We start from the raw sequence: 22,929 nt of genomic DNA, 5'->3' as shown, positions 1-22,929 counted from the left end.
TTGTCAGACGCGGCAGATCACATCAGATTTGACAGGCGCAGGTCAATGGAATCAGACAGCTTTTACACAGTGACAAGGCTGTCGCCCTCTTGTGCGTGACCGCTCCCCTGTCGATTGTGGTCCGTATCCGCTGGTCGAACGGCAACTCGCTCTGCCCCCGGGCCAGTTGGCGGCGCGCGTTCCAGGGTGTTTCATGACTGATCGTTGACCATGGGCAGCGGTGTCATGCACACCGGTCCGGGAAGTCGGAGAAAGCGGCAGGCAATACTTCACCAAGAACCGGTAATCGGTGGGCTATTGCTTTGCATGGTTTCCATTCGGAGTCCCTGCCGCGAGGAGACCGGGACTCGCTTGTACTCACGCCCGAAGTCGCTGTCTACACTCCGACGATGAACAACATACGGTGCACGCAATGTGGTGCGGTGGGGCTGGAGCCGGGCTTCGTCGAGGACTCCGGGCAGGGCGCTCGCGGATACTCGAACTGGATCGCCGGCGTCCTCGAGAAGGGTCCGCTCGGCGGCGCCAGACGGATGGGCCGGCCGCACTGGCAGATCGACGCCTACCGCTGCCCGGTCTGCGGGCACCTGGAGATGTTCGCGGTGCAGCCCGCCTGAGGGGACGAGCGGGAGCGGGCGGCGACCGTCCGCGCGCCGACCTGGTGGTACGCAGGACGCCCGGCCCGCGACGGGCGGCTCCGTTGACCAAGGGCGCTGGAACATGCGTCCTGAGAGGTGGCGTGATAGCGCCGCTTCGGGGCACCCGGAAGGTAACGTCCGGTCACGCCAGGAGGTACGTCATGATCGCGCTCGGCATCATTTTGCTCATCGTCGGTTTCCTCACCGGCATATCGATCTTGTGGACCATCGGCATCATCCTGGCCGTGGTCGGCGCCGTCTTCTGGCTCCTGGGATCCATGGGGCACGCGGTCGCCGGCCGACGCCACTATTGGTGACCGTGCCGCCTCTCGAGCAAACCCCCACCTGAATCAAGGCCTGGCCTGGTGGTGACTGAGACCAGGGTGAAGGATCACGGGCGCGGCCGCGCCGTCATGGCATGAGCGGCCGCGCCCCGCCCTGTGGCGGCGGCCCCGGACCCTGACAGGGGCCGGAATCTTCGAGAGGACACATCGAAGGGACACCTCGACAGCTTGAGAGGACACCTCGACAGGACACCTCAAGAGGACACCTCAAGAGGACACTTCAAGAGGACGCCTCGCCTCCTTGCCTCCCTTTCGGCCGTCGGCCGCCTGGTCCCAGAGCCGGCGGCCGGCGGCCTTGCGCGTAACGGATCACTTGAGCATGGGCCAGAAGATTCGCCCGCCGCTGTGCAAGAGGTCGCTGGATGGGTACCTGCGTTCGGTGGCCGGCCCACGACGGGTGCCTGCCAGTTTCTGTTCCGCGAGGCCGGGGAGGGCGAGTTGAGGTTGCGTGAGGGGCATGACGGACGGCCCACACGGTGCAACGCCCGGATACTGGGGGGCCGTTACCGCCTGGACGGGCTGATCGGCTGGGGTGGCGCGGCCGACGTGCACCGCGGCTTCGACCTGCAACTGCGGCGGCCCGTGGCCGTGAAGATCTTCCGGTCCGGTACCGGCTTCGACACCGAGGAGGGCTTCCGCAGCGAAGCGGTCATTCTGGCCCAGCTACAGCATCCGGGACTGGTGACCGCCTACGACGCCGGAAGGCACGACGGCGACGCCTACCTCGTCATGCAACTCGTGGACGGTCCCACCCTCAAGAGCCGCATCGCCGAGAGCGCTCTGTCGCCCGAAGCTGCCGCCACGCTCGGCGCCGCCCTCGCCGACGCCCTGGACCACGCCCATGAGAAGGGGATCATCCACCGGGACGTCAAACCGTCGAACATCCTCCTGGACGCCTCGGACAGTCCTCATCTGACCGATTTCGGTATCTCCCGGCTGCTGGACTCCACCACGCACACCGCCACCGGCACCCTCATCGGCACGGCCGCCTATCTGTCCCCCGAGCAGGTACTCGGCAGGCCCGTCGGCCCACCGGCCGACGTCTACGCCCTCGGACTGGTCCTACTCGAGTGCCTCACCGGCAGGCTCGAATACGAAGGCGGCCCCCTGGAGGCGGCCATCGCCCGACTGCACCGCCGACCCGCGCTCCCCGACTTCCTGCCCGAAGCGTTCGGCGACCTGCTGCACCGGATGACGGCTCTGGAGGAGCAGGACCGTCCCACGGCACGCGAGTGCGCCCGGGCCCTGGCCCATCTGGCCGAGGTCACGTCCAGTGCGGGGCGGGTTCAGCCGACGGCACCGGCCATGAGCAGCGCCGTATTGCGGTCGACCGCACACGAAAGCGACGGTGACAGCGACCGCACGCACCGCAGTCTGCTGCCCGGCGCGCGGCCGCTCGGTACCGCCGCGGCCGGCGCGGCCGGTCTTCCACGGGCGGCCTCCCGGCACGCCTTCGCCCGCAGCCGGGTGGCGGTGTGTGGATCAGCGGCCGCCCTGGTCGCCGTGATGACCGCCGGTCTCATCGCCACCGATGGTTTCTCGCAGCACGACGCCACCGGCGAGGCGGCTCCGTCCGCCAGTGATCACCCCGCCCACTCCGCGTCCCCGAAGTCCTCGGCCGACGACGGCGGTTCCGCCGCTCCGAAGGCCTCGCCCTCCTCCCGTTCGGCCGCTGCCCGCCCTCTCCGCGCGACGGTTCCGGACAGCCGTGCTGTCTCATTGCCTGTTGATCAGCCGACGCGGCATCTGACCGGTCCTGCCTCCCGGACGTCCGGTGACGGCAAGGCGACCGATGCGGCCCCGGGGAAGGCCGCAGACAAGAAGAAGTCTCCCGCGGGCCCCCCTGGCCAGACGCGAAAAGGCCGGGAGTAGCAGCGCACACACGGGTGACGGGGCGGAGCGCCACCCCTGTCAGGTAATGGTGTCGCCGCCGTGCCCGGGCTGCGGACGCGGCAGCCTGTACGGAGCCCGCGGCTGAGCAGAGTGCCGTGGTCAGCGCCCCGACCACGATCGCCGGCGACAGTTTCATGGGAACCCCGTTTCGGTTGCGGGATGCCAGCGTGACCGCCACCGACGCCGGTCGCGGCCAGCGGCGGGCCACACGAGGGATACCGGGACTGCCTGTCCGGCCCGCGGCTCACAGGGACGTCAGCCAGGCCGCCGTGTCATCGGGGTGGGCGAAGCGGAGGGTGTGGAGAGGGGCGAAGCGGGGGTCGTTCACCCGGCTCTCGATTTCTCGGTGGCGGGTGCCGTGTTGGGACCATGCCCACCAGGCCGGGTGCTCCCGGCTCAGCCAGTCCTTCCAGGTCTCCCTGTTGCCACCGAAGAGTGCCTCGCGTGTGACGGTGCGCCGGAAGGACCGGCGCAGGACGCGAGGCATGACGACGCGTTTGGGACAGTCCAGCCAGATCACCGTGTCGGCTCGGTTCCACAGCAGGTCCCGGACTTCCGGATAGCCGATGGAGTCGATGATCCAGCCGGGCTCGGCGGTGAGCCTCGATACGTCTTCGGTCAGCTCGCCGTTGACGGACCAGTCGGGGCCGTTGAAGTACAGGGCGTCCATCTCGTGGTGCGGCAGGCCCAGACGACTGCTCAGCGCTCGGGCGAGGGTGGACTTGCCCGAGCCGGTGACGCCCACCACCAAGATGCGTTGCATGGATGCCCCCGGTTCGTGATCGGGCGAAGACGTCTTGCAGTTGGTCAAGGGCGGGCCCCGGCTCAGGAACCGCCGCGCTCGCGGGGGATCTTGTGCCCCGCCTCGATCGCCACCGGCAGCCGGTTCTCGGCCGGGGGCAGCGGGCAGGTGGCCAGGTCGGTGTAGGCGCACGGCAGGTTCGCGGCCCGGTTGAAGTCCAGGACGACCGTGCCGTCGGCGGCGGGCGGTTCCAGGGTCAGGGCCCGGTTGGCCGCGTAGGTGGTGACCCCAGAGGTCGCGTCGGTGAACAGGACCATCAACCGACCCCCGCCGGAGCCGGGGAACGAGGTCAGCGACAGTTGCCGCCCGTCCAGCTCGAACTCGACCCTGCCCGGAGCGTCGTAGACGTGCTCCAGGCCCTCGACCGCAGCGCCGACGGTGGTCGGCCGCGGTGTGTCGAAGGGGATGTAACGGCCGGTCACCGTCCATCGGGGGTCGGGAGCGTAGGCGGGCGTTCCGGTGAAGGCCGTACGCAGCGGAGCGTCCGGGTGCCGGGGGCGCACGATGTCCTGTCCGCCACGCCGGGCGACCTCGATCACGGCGTCTCCCCAGACGGCGTCGACGCCACCGCGCTCGGGGAGCACACCGAAGCGGTGCTCACCGTGCACCGGCGTTCCGTCGACGACCAATTCCTCGCCGTCGTCGAGGGTGACGACGACCCCCTCCAGACCTGTGTGCCAGGCGCCGGGCGCGTCCGGGAAGCGCTGCGGCCGGTCGTCGAGCCAGTGCAGTCCGGTGACCGCCAGGAACCCGTGCGGGGCGGCGAGTCGGGCCTCCTGGGCGCGGTACCACTCCAGCCATGCCTCGGTGAAGGCATGGAGGTCCGTCGTGGTGGCCTCGGTGGTCATGGAGGATCTCCTTCGGATCGGGGATGTCTTGGTGCGCAGGTTGAGGGCCGCCCGCCCAGCGGGCGTGCGCTGCACCAACAGTCATTCAGTCCAGAACAGGTGCCGGGCGCAGCCGCATTCCGGTGCGCGTGTGACAGCTTTTTGTCAGTCATGTGTCCTGGACCTGTGTCGAGAGCTGCGCGCAGGTCGAGGTGCCGGCGCAGGGTGCTGCCGGTGTACTCCGGCAGGCGAAACCAGTCCGATGTCCGGACCACGTGTATGACCCCTTCCTGGGCCGACCGGGTCGGCACCGGTACCTGGCAGGGTGTCCGCGATGCGGGACGGCCCTCTTGACGTCGCCGACCGTCGGATCGACACTCACTGAGGGAATCCTAGTGAACAGGTAGGGAAGTATGAGGCGCCTTGATCCGGTCACTGTCCGAGTGAGCCGTTCGCCTCTGCTGACCTCCCGACGTCACATCGACCTGCTCCGCGTCTGCAGCGCGCTCGGCCTCATGGGCTGACCTGCGCCCTTCGTGCCGACAGTGTCCCCTGGGACATCCTTCCGTTCGGCGCGCCCAGGTGAGCTCCGCTCCTGGGGTTCCGTGGTCGCATCCCCGACGCCCCCGGCGGGCGGACGAGGGGGATTCGACCACGGGGCCCAGCCCGATGTCGCCTCCGCCGCGCGTACGTCCGCGCCCGCTTTCGGGGAGAGTCATGACCGTCACATCACCGGCCGCCCACGTTTCCGTCCGGCCCGCGCCGGCCTTCCGTGGCCGCATCGGCAGGGACGCGCGCAGCGGCCACTACGCCGTTCCCGGCCGCTACCGGCTCCATCTGTCGACCGCGTGTCCCGACGGCCTGCGCATCGCCGTCGCCCACACATTGCTCGGCCTGGACGCCGTCTGTCCGGTGGCCCTCCTGCCCGCCGTCCCCGACTGTCCCGAGGGCGGCCACTCGGCCCTGCGCCCGCTGTACGAGGCGAGCGCGCACCGCTACCCCGGCCCGGCCGCGGCGCCGGTCCTCAGTGACGGCTGGTCAGGGCGGATCGTCAGCACCCATGACCGGGACATCATGCGCGACCTCGCCCACCGCTTCGACACCGGCGGTCCCTCGCTCTACCCGTGCGGCGCGGAGTCGGAGATCGAGGCGGTGGAGCGGATGTGCGTGGAGGGTATCGAGGGGGCGGCGCAGCGGGCCGGGGCCGTGGGCGGAGAGGCAGCGGAATGTGACATGGCCCTGGCCACGCTGCTGGAGACCCTCGGCGCCCTCGACCGCTGGCTGGACGGCCGAACCTACCTGATCCGCGACGAAGTCACCGCCGCCGACGTCGAGTTGTGGGTCGCGCTGATACGGCTCGACACCGTGCACCGGCACCACCTCGACGCCGCCGCGGTCCAGCGCATCGCCGGCCACCCGGCGCTGTGGTCCTACGCCCGCCGTCTGACCGCCCACCCCGCCTTCGGCATCCACCTCAACCTCGACGGCATCGACCGCCGCCACCACGCCCAGTGCCGCGGGCGGGAGGCGGCCGGATCGGCCGTCCAGATGCTCGACTGGGCTGCACACGCGGCCCGTTAGCCGTTCCACCTGGTGGACCGGTGTTGACATACGTTCGGGCAGTTGTCTTGACTACGGCCCAGAACGGTCATGAGTGTCAGCGACAAGCCCTGGCTTGCTGACCGGCAACCCTCGCGCCGCGGTGGGGTGCCCCAGGTGACGACCCGGCCGATGACACGTCGGTAAGCGCGAGGCCCACAGGGCCGGAACAGTGACGGTGACGCCATGTACGCAGCTCCCAGAACGGCCGCACGCCGTTCCCAGGGCTGCGAACCGGCGTACACGAACGTGCTCGTCGCCAACCGCGCCGTCGATCTGCTCCGCGTCAACAGCGCACTGTGTACCGCACCGGGCCGTGCCCGCTGTCGGGGCTGACACCTCCCCGCAGCCCCCGCACTCCCTGACCGACACCGCCCGCGCGGTGTGCCGTCGCCCTTCCCACTCCCGGTCTCCCGCCGCCGTGTGCGTCCCCGCATGCCGGCGTGCCTCCGGGGTGTTCCCACCCAGCCGGAGCCCACCATGAGCGAACCCCCTGGCGCCACCGTCACGTTGCCCGAGGCGCCCAGCGCCGCCCAACCGTCCAAGGCCCTCACCGCCCAGCGAGTGCTGCCGTTGCGACGGCCGGGACGCTGGATCGCCACCGCGATCGTCCTGGTCCTGGTCGCCCAGTTCGTCCACGGACTGGTGACCAACCTGCTCGACCTGTTCGGCTCGGCGCAGACCATGGGCTCCACCTACCCCGGCGACATCGTGCCGCTCCTGCTGGTCGTCACCGTCTGGTACCTGATCCTCACCAGCGTCGTCTCCGTCATCCAGTTCTACGTCGAGCGGCACTACGCCCGCGGCGCCACCCGCAGCCTGCCGCCGGCGCCACTGCAGAAGCTCCGCACCGGTCTCACCGACCTGCGGGCCCGCGTCCGCCGGGAGGCCGCCGTATGACCGCCAAGACCGCCGACGCCGTGGCGGACGTCGAAGCCGCCACCGTCGAGGTGCACGACGTGCACAAGTGGTACGGCACCCACCGGGTCCTGGACGGCGTGGACCTGACCGTCCGCCCCGGCGAGGTCACCGTGATCCTCGGCCCCTCCGGCTCCGGCAAGTCCACCCTGCTGCGGGTCATCAACCACCTGGAGAAGCCCGAGATCGGCCACGTCAGCATCAACGGCGAGCCGATCGGCGTGAAGCGGCAGGGCGACCGGCTGAAGGAGCTGAGCGAGCGGGCCATCCTCACCCAGCGCGGGCGGATCGGGTTCGTCTTCCAGAACTTCAATCTCTTCCCGCACCTGACGGTCCTGGACAACGTGGCCGCGGCCCCGGTTGCCACCGGCCGGCTCGGCAGGCCCGAAGCCCAGGAGCTGGCCCGCGAGCTCCTCGGCCGGGTCGGCCTCGCCGACAGGACCGGCGCCTACCCGCGCCAGCTCTCCGGCGGCCAGCAGCAGCGCGTCGCCATCGCCCGCGCACTGGCCCTGCGCCCCGGCGTCATCCTGTTCGACGAGCCCACCTCCGCCCTGGACCCCGAACTGGTCGGCGAAGTCCTCGCCGTCATACGGGACTTGGCCTCCAGCGGCACCACCCTCGTCATCGTCACCCACGAGATCGGCTTCGCCCGCGAGATCGCCGACCGGGTCGTCTTCATCGACGGCGGCAAGATCATCGAGCAGGGGCCGCCCTCCGAGATCCTCGACGCACCGCGGCACGAGCGGACCAGGGACTTCCTCAGCAAGGTCCTGTGACCCGCCGCCCCCACGACCTCCCCCCACGCCACCACCCTCATCACCGCCCCTGAGCGACAAGGAACGGCCATGCGCACCCACTTCACCCGACGCAGCCCGATACGCGGCATCACCGCGGCGACCGCCGTCGCCTCCCTGGTCACCGGGCTCGCCGCCTGCGGTGGCAACAGCGACGCGGCCACCACCACCGACACCGCCGCCACGTCCGGCGAGGTCGTCATCGGCCAGGCCTCCAACGGCGCCGCCCAGCAGACCACCATCAAGGTCTCCGAGGTCAAGTCGATCAGCTCCGAACTGCCCGCCGCTCTCAAGAAGAGCGGCAAGCTGGAGATCGGCATCGGCGCCCTGCCCGCCGGCTTCCCGCCGCTGGCCTACGTCGGCGGCGACCAGAGAACCCTCACCGGCGCGGAGCCCGACTTCGGTCGCCTGGTCGCCGCGGTCCTCGGCCTCAAGCCCGAGGTGAAGAACTCCACTTGGGAGAACCTCTTCGTCGGCATCGACAGCGGCAAGGTCGACGTGGCGTTCTCCAACGTCACCGACACCGAAGAGCGCAAGAAGAAATACGAGTTCGCCTCCTACCGGCAGGACAACCTCGCCTTCACCGTGCCCAAGAAGAGCACCTGGAACTTCGGCGGCGACTACGAGAACCTCGCCGGCAAGACGATCTCCGTCAGCTCTGGCACCAACCAGGAAAAGATCCTCCTGGAGTGGAAGGCGAAGCTGGCCAAGGAGGGCAAGAAGCTCACCGTCAAGTACTTCCAGGACAGCAACAGCGTCTACCTCGCCCTGTCCAGCGGCAAGATTGACGCGTACCTCGGCCCCAACCCCGGCATCGCCTACCACAACAGCCAGGTCGCGAACACGCCCAACGCCACCCGCACCGCGGGCACCTACTCGGGCGCCGGAGCGAGCCTTCAGGGCCTGATCGCGGCCACCGCCAAGAAGGACAGCGGGCTGGCCAAGCCGCTCGCCGACGCCATCAACTACCTGATCAAGAACGGTCAGTACGCCGAGTGGCTCAAGGCCTACAACCTCTCCAACGAGGCCGTCGCCAAGTCCGAGGTCAACCCGCCCGGACTCCCGCTCGACAACTCCTGACCACCGCGTGTGGGGACTCCACCACCACCTCGCGGTGGAGTCCCCACACGCCGGACATCCCGAGCCGCACACCGGAGACCGCCACACCATGTCCGTCACCACCGTCGACGCCACCTCCTCGCACGTCCTGGACAACCCCGCCTGGGCCGCCCTCACCGGTCCCCACGCCCACTTCGCCGAACGCATCGGCCACGCCGCCCGCTACCACCAGGACGTCGCCCCCTTCCACGCCCTCTCCGACGAGGACGACCCGCGCGCCTGGGCCGACCTGGCCAGTCTCGTCGGCCCCGGTGGCACCGCCGCGGTGCGAGGCGTCACCGAGGCGCCGGACGGCTGGGAGGTCGTCAGCGTCGGACACGGCGTCCAGCTCGTGGACACCTCCCTGCGCGCCGAGCCCGACTCCGAGGCCGTACGCCTCGGCCGCGACGACGTACCCCAGATCCTCGACCTGATCGCCCGCACCGAGCCGGGCCCCTACCGGCGCCGCACCGTCGAGATGGGCACCTACCTCGGCATCCGCCACCGCGGCCGGCTGATCGCCCTGGCCGGCGAGCGGCTGCACCCGCCCGGCTGGACCGAGATCAGCGCCGTGTGCACCGACCCCGACCACCGAGGCCGGGGGCTGGCCACCCGTCTGGTCCGTGCCGTCGCCGCAGGCATCAAGGAGCGCGGAGAACAGCCCTTCCTGCACGCCGCGGCCGCCAACGCGAACGCGATCCGGCTGTACGAGTCGATCGGCTTCACCCTGCGCAGCCGTACGGTCTTCTCGCTCGTCCGGCACACCGGCGCCGCGGCCCTGGAAAGAACGGCATAGCCATGCCGAGCCCCTCTCATCCCGCCTCCAGGAAAGGCACCCTCGTGTCCACAACTCCTCGCACTCCTCTGCACCTTGCCGTCGCCCTCGACGGAACCGGCTGGCATCCCGCCTCCTGGCGTGAGCAAGTCGCCCGCCCCCGCGACCTGTTCACCGCCGGATACTGGGCGGACCTCGTCGCCGAGGCCGAGCGCGGCCTGCTCGACTTCGTCACCTTCGAGGACGGCCTCGCCTTGCAGTCTTCCTCCTACGGCGAACTCGACGGCCGCACCGACCAGGTTCGCGGTCGGCTGGACGCCGTACTGACCGCCGCCCGGATCGCACCCCTGACCCGGCACATCGGCCTGGTGCCGACCGTGATCGCCACCCACACCGAGCCGTTCCACATCTCCAAGGCGATCGCCACCCTCGACTACGTCAGCACCGGCCGCGCAGGCCTACGGGTGCAGATCTCCGCCCGGCCGCACGAGGCCGGCCACTTCGGCCGCCGCGTCTTCCCGCCGATCGACCTGAACGAACTGCGGAGCCCGGCCGGACAAGAACGGCTCACGGACCTCTTCGACGAGGCCGCGGACCACGTCGAGGTCGTGCGCCGGCTCTGGGACAGCTGGGAGGACGACGCGGAGATCCGGGACGCCGCCACCGGACGCTTCATCGACCGCGACAAGCTGCACTACATCGACTTCCAGGGCAAGCACTTCAGTGTCAAGGGACCCTCCATCACCCCGCGCCCGCCCCAGGGCCAGCCCCTGGTCACCGCCCTCGCCCACCAGACCGTTCCCTACCGGCTGTTGGCCCGCCAGGCCGACGTCGGCTACGTCACTCCGCAGGATGCCGCGCACGCCCGGGCGATCGTCGCCGAGATCCGGGCCGAGCAGGAGGCGGCAGGACGGGCCGGTGAACCCCTGCACGTCTTCGGGGACCTGGTGGTCTTCGTGGACGACGAGCAGGCCGCCGCGGAGGACCGGCGCGCACGGCTCGACGCCCTCGCGGGTGAGCCGTATACCAGCGACGCCCGCATCTTCGCCGGCACTCCCGCTCAACTCGCTGATCTGTTGCAGGAGGTGTCGGAGGAAGGGCTGAGCGGGTTCCGGCTGCGGCCCGCCGTAGCCGGACACGACCTGCCCGCCATCACCCGCGGCCTGGTCCCCGAACTCCAGCGCCGGGGTGTCTTCCGCACCGCCTACGAAGCCGACACCCTGCGCGGCCTGTTGGGCCTCGCGCGCCCCGCCAACCGCTATGCCGCCGTCTGAGCCGGAAGGACCCCGCCGACATGACCAGTAAGCCTCTGAAGCAGATCCACCTGGCCGCCCACTTCCCCGGCGTCAACAACACCACCGTGTGGAGCGACCCGAGGGCCGGCAGCCACATCGAGTTCAGCTCCTTCGCCCACTTCGCCCGCACCGCCGAACGCGCCAGGTTCGACTTCCTGTTCCTCGCCGAGGGACTGCGACTGCGCGAACAGGGCGGAAAGATCTACGACCTGGACGTCGTCGGCCGTCCCGACACCTTCACCGTCCTGGCCGCGCTCGCCGCCGTCACCGAGCACCTCGGCCTGACCGGCACCATCAACTCGACCTTCAACGAGCCCTACGAGGTCGCCCGCCAGTTCGCCGGCCTCGACCACCTCTCCGGCGGCCGCGCCGCCTGGAATGTCGTCACCTCCTGGGACGCCTTCACCGGCGAGAACTTCCGCCGCGGTGGCTTTCTGCCGCAACAGGAGCGCTACTCCCGCGCCAAGGAGTTCCTGGCCACCGCGAACGAGCTCTTCGACTCCTGGCACGGCGACGAGATCGTTGCCGACCAGGCCAACGGCGTCTTCCTGCGCGACGCGAAAGCCGGCGCCTTCGCCCACACCGGACAACACTTCGACATCCACGGCCAGTTCAACGTGCCGCGCTCCCCGCAGGGCCGCCCAGTCATCTTCCAGGCAGGCGACTCCGAGGAGGGACGCGAGTTCGCCGCCTCCAGTGCCGACGCCGTCTTCAGCCGGCACGCCACCCTGGAGGCAGGTCAGGCCTTCTACACGGACGTCAAGAACCGCCTCGCCAAGTACGGCCGCCGCCACGACCAGTTGCTGATCCTGCCCGCTGCCTCCTTCGCACTCGCCGACACCGACGCCGAGGCCGAGGAACTTGCCAGGGAGGTGCGCCGCCAACAGGTCAGCGGCGCCACCGCCCTCAAGCACCTGGAGTTCGTCTGGAACCGGGACCTGTCCTCCTACGACCCGGAAGGGCCGCTGCCCGACATCGACCCGGACGTCAGCGACAACCACATCTCCAAGGGCCGTGCCCAGGTGCGCATGTACCGCGACCCGCTGGCCACCGCCCGCGAGTGGCGGGAGCTGGCCGCCGCCAACAACTGGTCCATCCGCGACCTGGTCATCAACACCGGCAACCGGCAGACCTTCGTCGGCTCCCCGGCGACCATCGCCAGGACCATCAACGACTACGTCCAGGCCGACACCGCCGACGGCTTCATCCTCGTACCGCACATCACCCCCACCGGCCTCGACGACTTCGCCTACAAGGTCGTCCCGCTCCTGCAGGAACGAGGCGTCTTCCGCACCGAGTACGAGGGCCCCACCCTCCGCCACCACCTGGGGCTCGCGCACCCCGACGCCGTCGACGACCGGGTCGCGTCGTGAAGTTTCACGCCGACGCCGGAGGCCTGCCCGATGCCTCGCACCGCGCCTCCCTCGAGTTGTTCCAGTCCCACGTCGCCCCCGTGCTGCGGCGCGAGGTCCCGGGCCCACCGTTCGTGCGGGACCCCGTGCTTCCGACGCAGCCACTCACCCAGGAGTCCGTCCATGTCTGACATCGCCCTCGGCGTCCTCGATCTGGTCCCCATCCCGTCCGGCTCGACGGCGGCCGATGCCCTGCGCAACTCGATCGACCTCGCGCAGCAGGCCGAGCGCCTGGGATACGCCCGTTACTGGTTCGCCGAGCACCACCTCAACCCGGGCGTGGCCGGAACCTCACCCGCCGTCGTCCTGGCCCTGACCGCTTCCGCCACCTCGACGATCCGGCTCGGTTCCGGAGCCGTACAACTCGGGCACCGCACCGCGCTGTCCACCGTGGAGGAGTTCGGCCTGCTCGACGCGCTGCACCCGGGCCGCTTCGATCTGGGCCTCGGCCGCTCCGGGGGCCGCCCGCCGGGGCAGTCGGACGCCCCGCCGCCCACGACGACCCAGGTCGTCGACGGCCGTGCCCCGAACGGCCTGCTGATCCCGCCTCCCTTCTCCTTCGCGCAGCTGCTCGGCTCTCCCCGCATCGCCCTGCAGCGCCGGCTCCTCCTCCTGCCGGGCGCCGAATCGCAGGACTACACCGAGCAGATCGACGACATCCTCGCCCTGCTCGCCGGCACCTACCGTTCCCCGGAGGGCGTCGAAGCGCACGTCGTGCCCGGAGAGGGCGCCGACGTCGAGGTGTGGATCCTGGGCAGCAGCGGCGGCCAGAGCGCCGCCGTGGCGGGCCGCAACGGCCTGCGGTTCGCGGCGAACTACCACGTCAGCCCCGCCACGGTCCTGGAGGCGGTGGAGGGCTACCGGGCCTACTTCCAGCCCTCCGAGGTCTTGAACAAGCCCTACGTCAGCGTTTCGGCCGACGTCGTCGTGGCCGACGACGACGCCACCGCCCGCGAACTCGCCACCGGCTACGGACCGTGGGTGCGCAGCATCCGCACCGCCGAGGGCGCCATCGAGTTCCCCACGCCGCAGGAAGCGCGCGCCCGCACCTGGACCGACGAGGACCGGGCCCTTGTCCAGGACCGGCTCGACACCCAGTTCGTCGGCTCGCCGGGCCGGGTCGCCGACCAGCTGGAACAGCTCCAGGAGGCCACGGGCGCGGACGAGTTGCTCATCACGACGATCACCCACGACCACAAGGACAGGGTCCGCTCGTACGAACTGCTCGCGGAGGAATGGCGCCGAAGGGGCCACTCGTCCCAGTCACCGAGCTGACGCTCACGCGTGTCCCCGAGGAAGTTCACCCGACCAACCGAAAGGTCCTGTCATGGCCACCATCCTGTCCGTCTCCGGCAGCCCCTCCGCGACCTCCCGCACCGGACGGCTGCTTCGCCACCTCGACCAGCGGCTCGCCGCCCAGGGGCACGAGGTGGTTCCGCTGGACGTGCGCACGCTCCCACCGGAGGCCCTGCTGCACGCCGACTTCGGCCATCCCGCGATAGCCCGGGCCGCGGCCCTGTTCGAGCAGGCGGAGGGCGTCGTGATCGGCACCCCCGTCTACAAGGCCGCCTACTCCGGGCTGCTGAAGGCGCTGCTGGACCTGCTGCCGCAGTACGCGCTGGTGGGCAAGACCGTCCTGCCGCTGGCCACCGGTGGCAGCACGGCCCATGTCCTGGCCATCGACTACGCCCTGCGCCCGGTCCTCGCCTCCATGGGCCCCGCCCACATCACCCCGGGCTGGTTCACCCTCGACAAGGACATCACGGTGGGCGACGACGGCACGCTGACCGTCGCGCCGGGCTCGGCCGAGGCGCTGCTCCAGGTCACCGACCAGTTCTCGGCCGCGCTGGGCGGTCGTACGACGTTGCTGGCGGCCGCCGGATGAGTGGCGCGACGGCACTGGGGGGCGATGCCGAGTCCCTGCACGGCCCGGCGCGATCCCTCACCTTTCACTGGTTCCTGCCCACCAACGGCGACAGCCGCCATGTCGTCGGCGGCGGTCACGGCACCCCCGCCACCGCTTCCGGACGGGACCGGCCGCCGACGGTCGCCTACCTCAGCCGGATCGCCGGCGCCGCGGAGGATCTGGGCTTCGTCGGCGTGCTCACCCCGACCGGCGCCTGGTGCGAGGACGCGTGGCTGACCACCGCGATGGTCAGCCGGCACACCGAGCGACTGAAGTTCCTGGTCGCCTTCCGCCCCGGCTTCGTCTCGCCCACGCTGGCCGCCCAGATGGCCTCCACCTTCCAGCGGCAGAGCGGCGGACGGCTGCTGCTGAACGTCGTCACCGGTGGCGAGAGCCATGAGCAACGGGCCTACGGCGACTTCCTCGACAAGGAGGCGCGGTACCGCCGTACCGGCGAATTCCTCCGCATCGTACGGGAGTTGTGGGAGGGCAAGACCGTCAACCTGCACGGTGGGCATCTCCGGGCCGAGGACGCCAGGCTGGCGCGGGTGCCCGACCCGGTTCCGGAGGTGTACTTCGGCGGGTCCTCGCCGATCGCCGGTGAGGTCGCCGCGCGGCACGCCGACGTCTACCTCACCTGGGGCGAGCCGCCCGCCCAGGTAGCCGAGAAGATCTCCTGGGTGAGGGGACTGGCCGCCGCGGAGGGCCGCACCCTGCGCTTCGGTATCCGGCTGCACGTCATCAGCCGCGACACCTCCGAGCAGGCGTGGGCGGAGGCCGACCGGCTCCTCGCCGGCTTCGACCCGGAGACCGTGAAAGCCGTGCAGGCCGGACTCGCCCGCAGCGAGTCCGAGGGACAGCGGCGCATGCTGGCTCTGCACGGCGGCGGCAACCGGGAGGGCCTCGAGATCCACCCCAACCTGTGGGCGGGCATCGGCCTGGTGCGCGGCGGCGCGGGCACCGCCCTGGTGGGCAGCCACGACGAGGTCGCCGAGCGGATCAAGGAGTACCACGCCCTGGGTATCGACGAGTTCGTGCTCTCCGGCTACCCACACCTGGAGGAGGCGTACCGGTTCGGCGAAGGCGTGCTGCCGAGGCTCGCCGCGCAGGGCCTGTGGCGGCATCCCTCCGACCGGCATCGCGCCCCAGCCGCGCAGGTGCCGTTCGCCTGAACGCGCCCCCGATAAGCGTGAATCGGCCACATCGCGCTTCCATCCCTAGTATTCCTATCGAATTACTAGGAAACTATGGACGGGGGTCGGCGGGGAGTGTGAGCATGACGAAACCCACGTGCCCTCACACCCCGCACCTCCAAGCTGGCGCACGGCCTGCGGGGTCGTACGGACGGTCGCCGCGGCCGACGGCGCCATCGGCCACCTGCTCGGCAGCCACTACTTCCTCTCCTTCAGCGCCCGGTTCTTCGCCCGACCCGGCCAAGTCGCCCGTATCCAGCGGGAGTCGGCGGCCGGGCAGTGGTGCTGGGGAGGCGGCATCGCCGGTAACGAACCCCCGCTCATGCTGATCCCCACGGCGGACGGCCATCTGCTGGACGGCTACCAGCGGTTCCCCACCGGAGTCGGCATCGCCGACCGCCTGCTGGTCCGCGCCTTCAGATCCGGCACCGGCGAGCCGCTGGCCGTCCTCGTCGACCCCACCCGCCCGGGCGTCGTGACCGGAAGCGGCGGCGACACCTTCGGCCAGCGGCTGGCCGGCGGCGGGAGCGTGGAGTTCGACTCCGTGCCGGTCGCGGCGGACGACGTACTCGGTTCCCTGTCGCCGGACGACGGCGTCCTGTCACCCTTCGCCTGCCTGGCCGCCCCGACCGCACGCCTGGTCTCCGCCCAGTTCTGTCTCGGCGTCGCCGAGGGCATGCTCGACGAGGTCCGCGAGTACGGCCGGGTCGTGAAGTCCCCCTGGCAGCCCTTCTCCGCACAGCCCTGGCCCGACAGCCCACCACAGGACCCGCACGCACTGGTCGCGTACGGCGAACTCGCCGTCGCCGCACGGGCCGCGTCCGCCCTCGCCGACCAAGCGGTGGAGGCCCTGCTTCGCGGCCTCGGCCAGGGTGAGGCCCTCGACGACGAGGAGTGCGCGGAGATCACCGTCCTCGCGAGCGCGGCCGAGGCCGCCGCCTCCCGCGCCGTGCAGGAGATCACCACCCGCGCCCTGGACACCATCGGCGCCCCCGCCGCCTCCTCCCGCCCAGGATTCGACCGCTTCTGGCGCAACGCCCGAACCCACACCCTCCGCGAGCCCCTCTCCCACACTCTCCGCGAGGTCGGCGACTACTTCCTCAACGGCACACACCCACCCTTCACGCTTCCGGCGTGACGGGGCCGCCCGGCCCCGGGCCGGGGATTCATGGATCCCGTTGCGCGAGGCGTCGATAATCACTTGCCACACTCACTTCCCGCAGGCCAACGTGGCCGCGAAGGCGACGAAGGCAGAGAAGATGACCACGCAGACCCAACAGGTCGACAACGAGCTGATCCAGGCCGCGGCCCAGGTCGCGCGCACACGGTGTCGGGGGGACAACCACACCATGGCGGCCGCTGGCCGCGCCCGCGACGGCCGGATCGTCACCGCCGTCAACGCCTACCACTTCACCGGCGGCCCGTGCGCGGAGTTGGTCCTCATCGGCACGGCAGCGGCCCAGGGGGTCTACGAGCTGGACACCATCGTCGCCGTCGGCGACCGCGATCGCGGGGTCGTACCGCCGTGCGGCCGGTGCCGTCAGGTGCTGCTCGACTACTTCCCCGCCCTGAAGGTCATCGTCGGCGCGGGCGACCGCACCCGCACCGTCCTCATCTCCGACCTGCTGCCCGAGAGTTACGTCTGGGCCGACCACCAGCTCGAGGCCGACTGAGATCGTGGGCCGACTCGGTCACGACGCGCGTGCCGCGTAGGCCCTGACGTCCGCGTCCGAGTCCGTGGTGGCCGTGGCGAGCGCGGCCCGGGCCTCGGGGGCCTGCAGGTGCCGGGTCAGGGACAGTACGGCGGCCTTGCGCACGTCGGCATTGGAGTCGGCCAGCGCCTTCGCCAGCGCCGGGACCGCGGTGGCCGGGTCGGCGGCGGACAGGGCCGTGGCGGCGCCGGCGCGAACCTGCCAGGCCTCGTCGGACAGGGCGGCCACCGCGCGGGCGGTGAGGAGCGCCGGGCAGTCCACGGAGGCCAGCGCGCCGAACGCGGCACCGCGCACCAGGGGGTCGGTGTCCTCCGTGAGCGCCGCCAACGTCGAGGACGCGATGGTCGAAGAGCCCACGCCGGCCAGGGCCTTGGCCACGGTGACGCGGACCTCGCGGGACGGGTCGTACGCCGCACGCGCCAAGGGCTCGGTCGCGTCGACCGACACGAGCGCCCGCACCGCCTCGATCCGCACCGCTACGTCGGAGTCGGCCAGGGACTCGGCGAACAGCCCGGCGTCCCCCAGGCGCAGGGCCCGCAGGACGTCGAGGGCCGCGGCGCGGACGACGGGGTCGGCCTCCGTGAGCGCCCGGGTGAGCGCATGGCGCAGGGCGGGTTCGGGCGGCAGGGTCTCGACCAGTTCGCGCAGGGAGGCCGCCGCGGCAGACCGGACCTGGGCGTCGGGGTCGGCGAGCGCGTCCGCCAGCGCCTGTCCGGTGCCGGGCGGCACGGTCTCGGTGAGGACCGAGACCGCCGTGCGTCGTACGCCCGGGTCGGGGTCGGCCAAATAGGGCCGCAGGAGCGAGAGTTCGGGTTCCTCCTCGGCGAGCGCCAGCAGGGCCAGGAGCCGGGGCGAGGCGATCTCGCCGGGGTCGGGTGTCACGGACTGCGCGGGGCGCGCGCCGGTCCTCGGGCCGGCGGCCACCGGAGCCGCCTCCCGCGCCCCCGCCGTGGCCACCTGCTCGGGGTGCACCTCGCCGAGGTACCGGGAGGCACCGCCGACCGGGCTGAACTCCTCGACCGGAACGAGGTAGGGAGCCACCGGACGGAGTGTGAACTCCATAGTCCCGGACGGGGACTTGCGCAGATCGAGATGGTGCAGCCAGGACGTGTCGTCGCGCCGCGGGTGGTCGATCCGCTCGTGGTAGAGGCCCCAACGCGACTCCGTACGGGCGAGCGAGGCCCGCGCCGCCATCTCCGCGCAGTCGCGGATGAAGCCGACTTCGGCACACCGCATCAACTCGTGCGGGGTCCGGGCGCCCATCGAGGCGATGTCGGCGCGCATCCGCTCGAAGGCCTCCAGGGCCAGCGACAGACGGGCACCGGACTTCGGAGGGGCCACGTAGTCGTTCACGAAGCGGCGCAGCTTGTACTCGACCTGGGGCTGCGGCGGCCCGTCCGGGTTGTGCAGCGGGCGGTAGACCAGTTCATGCGCCTCACGCAGCTGCTCCTGCGGCAACTCGCCCTCGTACGACCGGTATTGGGACGCGTCCACGCCTGCGAGGTCGCCGAAGACGAACGCGCCGATCATGTAGTTGTGCGGCACGCAGGCCAGGTCGCCGGCCGCGTAGAGGCGTGGGACGGTCGTACGGGCGTGGTCGTCGACCCGTACCCCCGAGGCCGAGTGGCCGCCGCACAGGCCGATCTCGGAGATGTGCATCTCGACGTCGTGGGTGCGGTAGTCGTGGCCGCGGCCGGCGTGGAACGTGCCGCGGGTGGGCCGCTCCGTGGAGTGCAGGATCGACTCCAGGGCCGAGACCGACTCCTCGGGCAGGTGGCTCAGCTTGAGGTACACAGGCCCGCGGTCGCTGGCGACCTCCGCCGCGAACTCGGCCATCATCTGCCCGGACCAGTAGTCGGAGTCGACGAAGCGTTCGCCGTGCCGATTGACCTGGTAGCCGCCGAAGGGGTTGGCGACGTAGGCGCAGGCCGGGCCGTTGTAGTCCTTGATGAGCGGGTTGATCTGGAAGCACTCGATGCCGGTCAGCTCGGCGCCGGCGTGGTACGCCATCGCATAGCCGTCGCCCGCGTTCGTGGGGTTCTCGTACGTGCCGTACAGATAGCCGGAGGCGGGCAGGCCGAGGCGGCCGCAGGCACCGGTCGCCAGGATCACCGCACCCGCCCGCACGACCACGAATGCGCCCGTGCGTGTGTTGAAGCCGGCCGCCCCCACGGCCCGCCCCTGCGCGGTGAGCACCCGCACCGGCATCACCCGGTTCTCGATACGGATCCGCTCCCGCATCTCACGCCGCCGCAGCTGCCGGTACAGGACCTTCTTGACGTCCTTGCCCTCCGGCATGGGCAGCACATAGGACCCCGACCGGTGCACCTGGCGGACCGCGTACTCGCCGTGCTCGTCCTTCTCGAACTTCACGCCGTACGACTCCAGGCGCTGCACCATGGCGAAACCGCGGGTCGCGGTCTGGCGGACGGTGGACTGGTCGACGACGCCGTCATTGGCGCGCGTGATCTCGGCGACGTAGTCGTCGGGCTCGGCGCGCCCGGGCACGACCGCGTTGTTGACGCCGTCCATGCCCATGGCGAGCGCGCCCGAGTGCCGTACATGGGCCTTCTCCAACAGCAGGACGTTCGCGCCGTGTTCGGCGGCGGTCAGGGCCGCCATGGTGCCGGCCGTGCCGCCGCCGACGACCAGGACGTCGCAGGAGATCTCCTCCGCCTCGCTGAGGGCCGGAATCTGCAGGAGAGTGTCCACCAGGGTGCCTTTCACGTTGCGGATCACGTACCGAGCGAGGACAGGACCTCGCGGCGCAGCGCCACGCGCGCGGGATCGTCGTGGGCCGTGCGATCGCGTGGCCGAGGTACGTCCCGTACGGCGGTCAGCCGGCCGTTTCCGAGGAGGACCACGCGATCGCCGAGGAAGAGGGCCTCGTCCACGTCGTGGGTGACGAAGACGACGGTCGCGCCCGAGCCGTGCAACACCTCCACCAGCAGGTCCTGCATGCCCGAACGGGTCTGGGCGTCGAGGGCGCCGAAGGGTTCGTCCATGAGGACGGCGCGCGGCGCCCCGGCGAGGGCGCGGGCCAACTGGGCGCGCTGGCGCTGGCCGCCGGAGACCCGGTGCGGCAACTGCCCCGCCAGGTCGGCCAGTTCGACGCGAGCCAGCCACTGCTCGGCCTGGACGCGGCGTTGCGAGCGGGGGACGCGGCGGACGGCCAGCGGGAGTTCGACGTTGGCGCGCAGGGTGCGCCAGGGCAGGAGGGCGTCCTCCTGGAAGACCAGGGCGCGTTCGGCGGACGGCCCGGCCAGGGGCTCACCGTCCTGGCCGATCCGCCCGGCGAGCGGGGGCAACAGCCCGGCGAGGGTGCGCAGCAGGGTCGACTTGCCGCAGCCGGACGGGCCGACGACGGTGAGGATCTCCCCGGGCGCGATGTCCAGGTCGACTCCGGTCAGGACCGGTGCGTCGGGGCGGCCGAGGATGGCGGCGCGGAGGGTGAGGCCGGTGCCGCGTGTGAGGTATGTCGTTGTACGGAGTACGGGTTCCGTGTCAGACGAGGTGCTCATCGCGTGCCTCCTTTGCGTCGGAGGGCAGTTGGCGGGGGGACGGACCGGCGGGCGGGCGTGAGGGCGTCGACCGGGCGGCCGCGACATGCGAAGTACGCGGCAGCCAGCGGGTCAGCCGCCGGCCCAGGAGTTCCACCGCCGTGGAGGTCAGCCAGCCGAGGACGCCGATCGTGACCATGCCGACGAAGACGCCCGGGTAGTCGACGACCGTGTAGTCCTGCCAGGTGCGGTAGCCGACCCCGTACTGTCCGGAGATCATCTCCGCGGAGATCACGCAGATCCACGAGACGCCGATACCGACCGACAGGCCGCCGAAGATACCCGGCAGCGCACCAGGCAGCACGACCGAGCCGAGGACACGCCACCGGCCGCCGCCCATGGTCAGCACAGCCTCCTCCCACACCGGCGTCAGCGCCCGCACGGCATGCCGGGTGGAGACCAGGACCGGGAAGAAGGCGGCGGTGAAGGTGATGAAGACAATGCCCTGCTCGTTGGACGGGAACAGGAGGATCGCGACGGGGACCAGGGCGATGGCCGGGATCGGGCGGACGACCTCCAACAACGGACCGAGCAGGTCTTCGGCGAGCGGGGAGCGCGCCACGAGCACGCCCACCGCCACGCCCAGCACCGCCGCCAGCACGAAGCCCGTCACGATGCGGGTCAGGCTGTCGGTGAGGTCCGTCCAGTAGTCCGGCCCGGAGAGGCGGTCGGCGAAGGCGTGGGCCACGTCGGTGACCGTGGGGAACTGCGAGAAACGCAGCCACAGGTCGACGTCCAGGCTGGTCAACAGCTGCCAGAGCCCGAGGGCGGCCGCGAGGGCGGCGACCCGCAGCGCGTACCGGGTCACGAGGCACGCTCCAGGGCGGCGGCGTAGGTGATGACGCGGGCGTCGGCGTGGGCGAGGACGTAGCTGTGTGCGGTCGCCGGGGCGACGAAGGGCAGCAGCCGGCCGCCGTCGGCCACCCAGACCGCCTTGTCCGCGAACCACAGGGTGCCGGTGGTGGCGTCGGGGACATAGGCGGCGCGGATGCCGTCACGGTGTGCGGACACGTAACTCAGAAGCCGCGCGGGGGACTTGAAGGCAATGGTCTGCCCGGCGCCCTTCGGCCATGCCTCGCTCGCGGCGGGCGGGGGAGTGGCGGCGAGGTCCTTGCCGTACGACGCTCCCAGGGCCTTCTTCACGTACCGGTCGTCGACGAAGGAGTCCACGTCCACGTCACCGGTCAGCTTCGCCGCCTTCAGGACCGGCACGTCCCGCTTCAGCGCGGCGACGAGCTGAGGCTTGATGGACGGGTCGAAGGTGGAGATGCCGTGGGCGCCGTTGTAGAGGTAGACGACCTCGGCGGGCAGGCCGGTGGCCTTCGCCACCTTCTCCGCAGCGGTCACGGGGTGGGCGTGGAGGTAGTCGGTGGCCTGTGCCTGGGCCTTGAGGAAGGCCTCCAGAACGGCCGGGTCGTGTTTGGCGAAGTCCTCGCGGGCGGTGACTCCGTGGAAGGTGGGCAGGTTCAGCAGGGCGCCGTCGTACAGGGCCTTGGCCTTGCCCTGGTGGGCGAGCAGCCCGGGCCAGGCGACGAACTGCGACAGCGCGTCGACGCTGCCGGCGCTCAAGGCGGACGCGCCCACGGCGGGTTGCTGGTTGAGCTTCTGCACGCCCCTGTCCGGGTCGATGCCGGCCCGCTGCAGGGCCCGTACGAGCGTGCCGTCGGCGGCGGAGCCGATGCTCGTGGACACCTTCTTGCCCTTCAGGTCCTCGAGGGAGGTCAACTTGGAGCCGGGAGCGGTGACGATGGTGTTCAAGCCGCCGCGCAGGTTGTAGCCGGTGACGGAGACCAGGCGGGTGGGGCGGTTCAGCTGCTTGCCCCGGGCGGCGTTGATGAGCAGCGGGAAGTCGCCCATCGAGCCGATGTCGATTTTCCCGGCGGTCATCTGGGCGGTGATGGGGGCGCCGGTGGCGTAGTCCTGCCAGTCGACCTTGTAAGTGCGGCCGTCACCCAGGGAGTTGAGCTGCTTCTCGAAGTAACCGAGCGAGCGCAGCAGGGTTCCCGCGGTGACCGTGTTGATGGTCTTGGACTGGTAGCCGACGGTCACCGTGACGGTGGATCCGTCACCTCCGGCCGCGGCGGTGCCACCGCATGCCGTGAGCGGTGCGAGGAGTACGACGACGGCGGCGCCGACTGCTTTGTTCTTCATGGCTTCTGGGGACCT

Annotated in this window: 23 protein-coding genes and 1 riboswitch; of the genes, 17 read left to right on the top strand and 6 right to left on the bottom strand. The window is 70.9% G+C overall.

The window, feature by feature from the left end:
* Positions 1–389: 389 nt before the first annotated feature.
* From FBY22_RS21925 to FBY22_RS21915, 3 genes are all read left to right on the top strand, one after another.
* Positions 390–614: a hypothetical protein gene (locus FBY22_RS21925; protein WP_174267235.1), complete on the top strand. Its 225-nt coding sequence runs from the start codon at positions 390–392 to the stop codon at positions 612–614.
* A gap of 182 nt (positions 615–796) precedes the next feature.
* Positions 797–952, top strand: coding sequence for a DUF6131 family protein (locus FBY22_RS44260; RefSeq protein ID WP_142148474.1), 156 nt, complete (start codon positions 797–799; stop codon positions 950–952).
* Positions 953–1,417: 465 nt separating this feature from the next.
* Positions 1,418–2,851, top strand: coding sequence for a serine/threonine-protein kinase (locus FBY22_RS21915; protein WP_260845059.1), 1,434 nt, complete (start codon positions 1,418–1,420; stop codon positions 2,849–2,851).
* 265 nt (positions 2,852–3,116) lie between these two features.
* Here FBY22_RS21915 and FBY22_RS21910 read toward each other — a convergent pair whose 3' ends face one another.
* Both FBY22_RS21910 and FBY22_RS21905 read right to left on the bottom strand, forming a co-directional pair.
* A complete protein-coding gene (locus FBY22_RS21910) occupies positions 3,117–3,635 on the bottom strand; it encodes an AAA family ATPase (RefSeq protein WP_142148472.1) in 519 nt (172 codons plus the stop codon).
* 62 nt (positions 3,636–3,697) lie between these two features.
* Positions 3,698–4,522, bottom strand: coding sequence for a DUF1684 domain-containing protein (locus tag FBY22_RS21905; protein WP_142148470.1), 825 nt, complete (start codon positions 4,520–4,522; stop codon positions 3,698–3,700).
* A gap of 392 nt (positions 4,523–4,914) precedes the next feature.
* Here FBY22_RS21905 and FBY22_RS45795 point away from each other — a divergent pair, with 392 nt between their 5' ends.
* The 14 genes from FBY22_RS45795 to FBY22_RS21845 all read left to right on the top strand — a co-directional run bounded on the left by FBY22_RS45795 (position 4,915) and on the right by FBY22_RS21845 (position 17,164).
* Complete coding sequence (locus FBY22_RS45795; protein WP_313905447.1) at positions 4,915–5,025, top strand: putative leader peptide; 111 nt, start codon at positions 4,915–4,917, stop codon at positions 5,023–5,025.
* A 193-nt stretch (positions 5,026–5,218) separates the two neighbouring features.
* Positions 5,219–6,082: a glutathione S-transferase C-terminal domain-containing protein gene (locus FBY22_RS21900; protein WP_142148468.1), complete on the top strand. Its 864-nt coding sequence runs from the start codon at positions 5,219–5,221 to the stop codon at positions 6,080–6,082.
* A 65-nt stretch (positions 6,083–6,147) separates the two neighbouring features.
* Positions 6,148–6,256, top strand: a riboswitch (SAM riboswitch).
* A 324-nt stretch (positions 6,257–6,580) separates the two neighbouring features.
* The gene (locus tag FBY22_RS21895) at positions 6,581–7,000 is read left to right on the top strand and encodes a hypothetical protein (protein WP_142148466.1); all 420 of its coding nucleotides are present in this window, start codon (positions 6,581–6,583) and stop codon (positions 6,998–7,000) included.
* A complete protein-coding gene (locus FBY22_RS21890) occupies positions 6,997–7,794 on the top strand; it encodes an amino acid ABC transporter ATP-binding protein (protein WP_142148464.1) in 798 nt (265 codons plus the stop codon). The genes FBY22_RS21895 and FBY22_RS21890 overlap by 4 nt, the downstream gene beginning before the upstream one ends.
* A 69-nt stretch (positions 7,795–7,863) precedes the next feature.
* Positions 7,864–8,892, top strand: coding sequence for an ABC transporter substrate-binding protein (locus FBY22_RS21885; protein WP_142148462.1), 1,029 nt, complete (start codon positions 7,864–7,866; stop codon positions 8,890–8,892).
* An 88-nt stretch (positions 8,893–8,980) separates the two neighbouring features.
* Complete coding sequence (locus FBY22_RS21880; protein WP_142148460.1) at positions 8,981–9,706, top strand: GNAT family N-acetyltransferase; 726 nt, start codon at positions 8,981–8,983, stop codon at positions 9,704–9,706.
* A 44-nt stretch (positions 9,707–9,750) separates the two neighbouring features.
* Entirely contained in the window at positions 9,751–10,959 is a 1,209-nt protein-coding gene (locus tag FBY22_RS21875; RefSeq protein ID WP_142148458.1) for an LLM class flavin-dependent oxidoreductase, read from the top strand.
* A gap of 20 nt (positions 10,960–10,979) precedes the next feature.
* On the top strand, positions 10,980–12,353 hold the full coding sequence (locus tag FBY22_RS21870; RefSeq protein ID WP_142148456.1) for an NtaA/DmoA family FMN-dependent monooxygenase: 1,374 nt from the start codon (positions 10,980–10,982) through the stop codon (positions 12,351–12,353).
* Positions 12,350–12,523, top strand: coding sequence for a hypothetical protein (locus FBY22_RS43975; protein ID WP_160159925.1), 174 nt, complete (start codon positions 12,350–12,352; stop codon positions 12,521–12,523). Before FBY22_RS21870 ends, FBY22_RS43975 begins: the two co-directional genes overlap by 4 nt.
* Positions 12,516–13,667 (top strand): LLM class flavin-dependent oxidoreductase, encoded by a 1,152-nt coding sequence (locus tag FBY22_RS21865; RefSeq protein WP_142148454.1) that lies wholly within the window; start codon positions 12,516–12,518, stop codon positions 13,665–13,667. The genes FBY22_RS43975 and FBY22_RS21865 overlap by 8 nt, the downstream gene beginning before the upstream one ends.
* A 52-nt stretch (positions 13,668–13,719) precedes the next feature.
* The gene (gene ssuE / locus FBY22_RS21860) at positions 13,720–14,277 is read left to right on the top strand and encodes an NADPH-dependent FMN reductase (RefSeq protein ID WP_142148452.1); all 558 of its coding nucleotides are present in this window, start codon (positions 13,720–13,722) and stop codon (positions 14,275–14,277) included.
* Positions 14,274–15,470 (top strand): LLM class flavin-dependent oxidoreductase, encoded by a 1,197-nt coding sequence (locus FBY22_RS21855; protein ID WP_142148450.1) that lies wholly within the window; start codon positions 14,274–14,276, stop codon positions 15,468–15,470. The genes ssuE and FBY22_RS21855 overlap by 4 nt, the downstream gene beginning before the upstream one ends.
* Positions 15,471–15,588: 118 nt before the next feature.
* Positions 15,589–16,629, top strand: a complete 1,041-nt coding sequence (locus FBY22_RS21850; RefSeq protein WP_260845058.1) for an acyl-CoA dehydrogenase family protein — start codon at positions 15,589–15,591, stop codon at positions 16,627–16,629.
* A gap of 121 nt (positions 16,630–16,750) precedes the next feature.
* A complete protein-coding gene (locus FBY22_RS21845; RefSeq protein ID WP_142148446.1) occupies positions 16,751–17,164 on the top strand; it encodes a cytidine deaminase in 414 nt (137 codons plus the stop codon).
* 18 nt (positions 17,165–17,182) lie between these two features.
* Here the strand turns inward: FBY22_RS21845 and FBY22_RS21840 are convergent, their stop codons facing one another.
* From FBY22_RS21840 to FBY22_RS21825, 4 genes are read right to left on the bottom strand one after another with little or no spacing between them, the layout of a single operon-like run.
* Positions 17,183–19,942 (bottom strand): fumarate reductase/succinate dehydrogenase flavoprotein subunit, encoded by a 2,760-nt coding sequence (locus tag FBY22_RS21840; RefSeq protein WP_260845057.1) that lies wholly within the window; start codon positions 19,940–19,942, stop codon positions 17,183–17,185.
* Positions 19,939–20,724, bottom strand: coding sequence for an ABC transporter ATP-binding protein (locus FBY22_RS21835; protein ID WP_142148442.1), 786 nt, complete (start codon positions 20,722–20,724; stop codon positions 19,939–19,941). The genes FBY22_RS21840 and FBY22_RS21835 overlap by 4 nt, the downstream gene beginning before the upstream one ends.
* Entirely contained in the window at positions 20,708–21,571 is an 864-nt protein-coding gene (locus FBY22_RS21830; RefSeq protein WP_142148440.1) for an ABC transporter permease, read from the bottom strand. Before FBY22_RS21830 ends, FBY22_RS21835 begins: the two co-directional genes overlap by 17 nt.
* A complete protein-coding gene (locus tag FBY22_RS21825) occupies positions 21,568–22,914 on the bottom strand; it encodes an ABC transporter substrate-binding protein (protein WP_142148438.1) in 1,347 nt (448 codons plus the stop codon). The genes FBY22_RS21830 and FBY22_RS21825 overlap by 4 nt, the downstream gene beginning before the upstream one ends.
* Between the last annotated feature and the right edge of the window lie 15 nt (positions 22,915–22,929).

This window comes from Streptomyces sp. SLBN-31 (genome assembly GCF_006715395.1).
In the GTDB taxonomy this organism is placed as follows: domain Bacteria; phylum Actinomycetota; class Actinomycetes; order Streptomycetales; family Streptomycetaceae; genus Streptomyces.
This window is presented reverse-complemented; position numbering and strand designations above follow the sequence as displayed.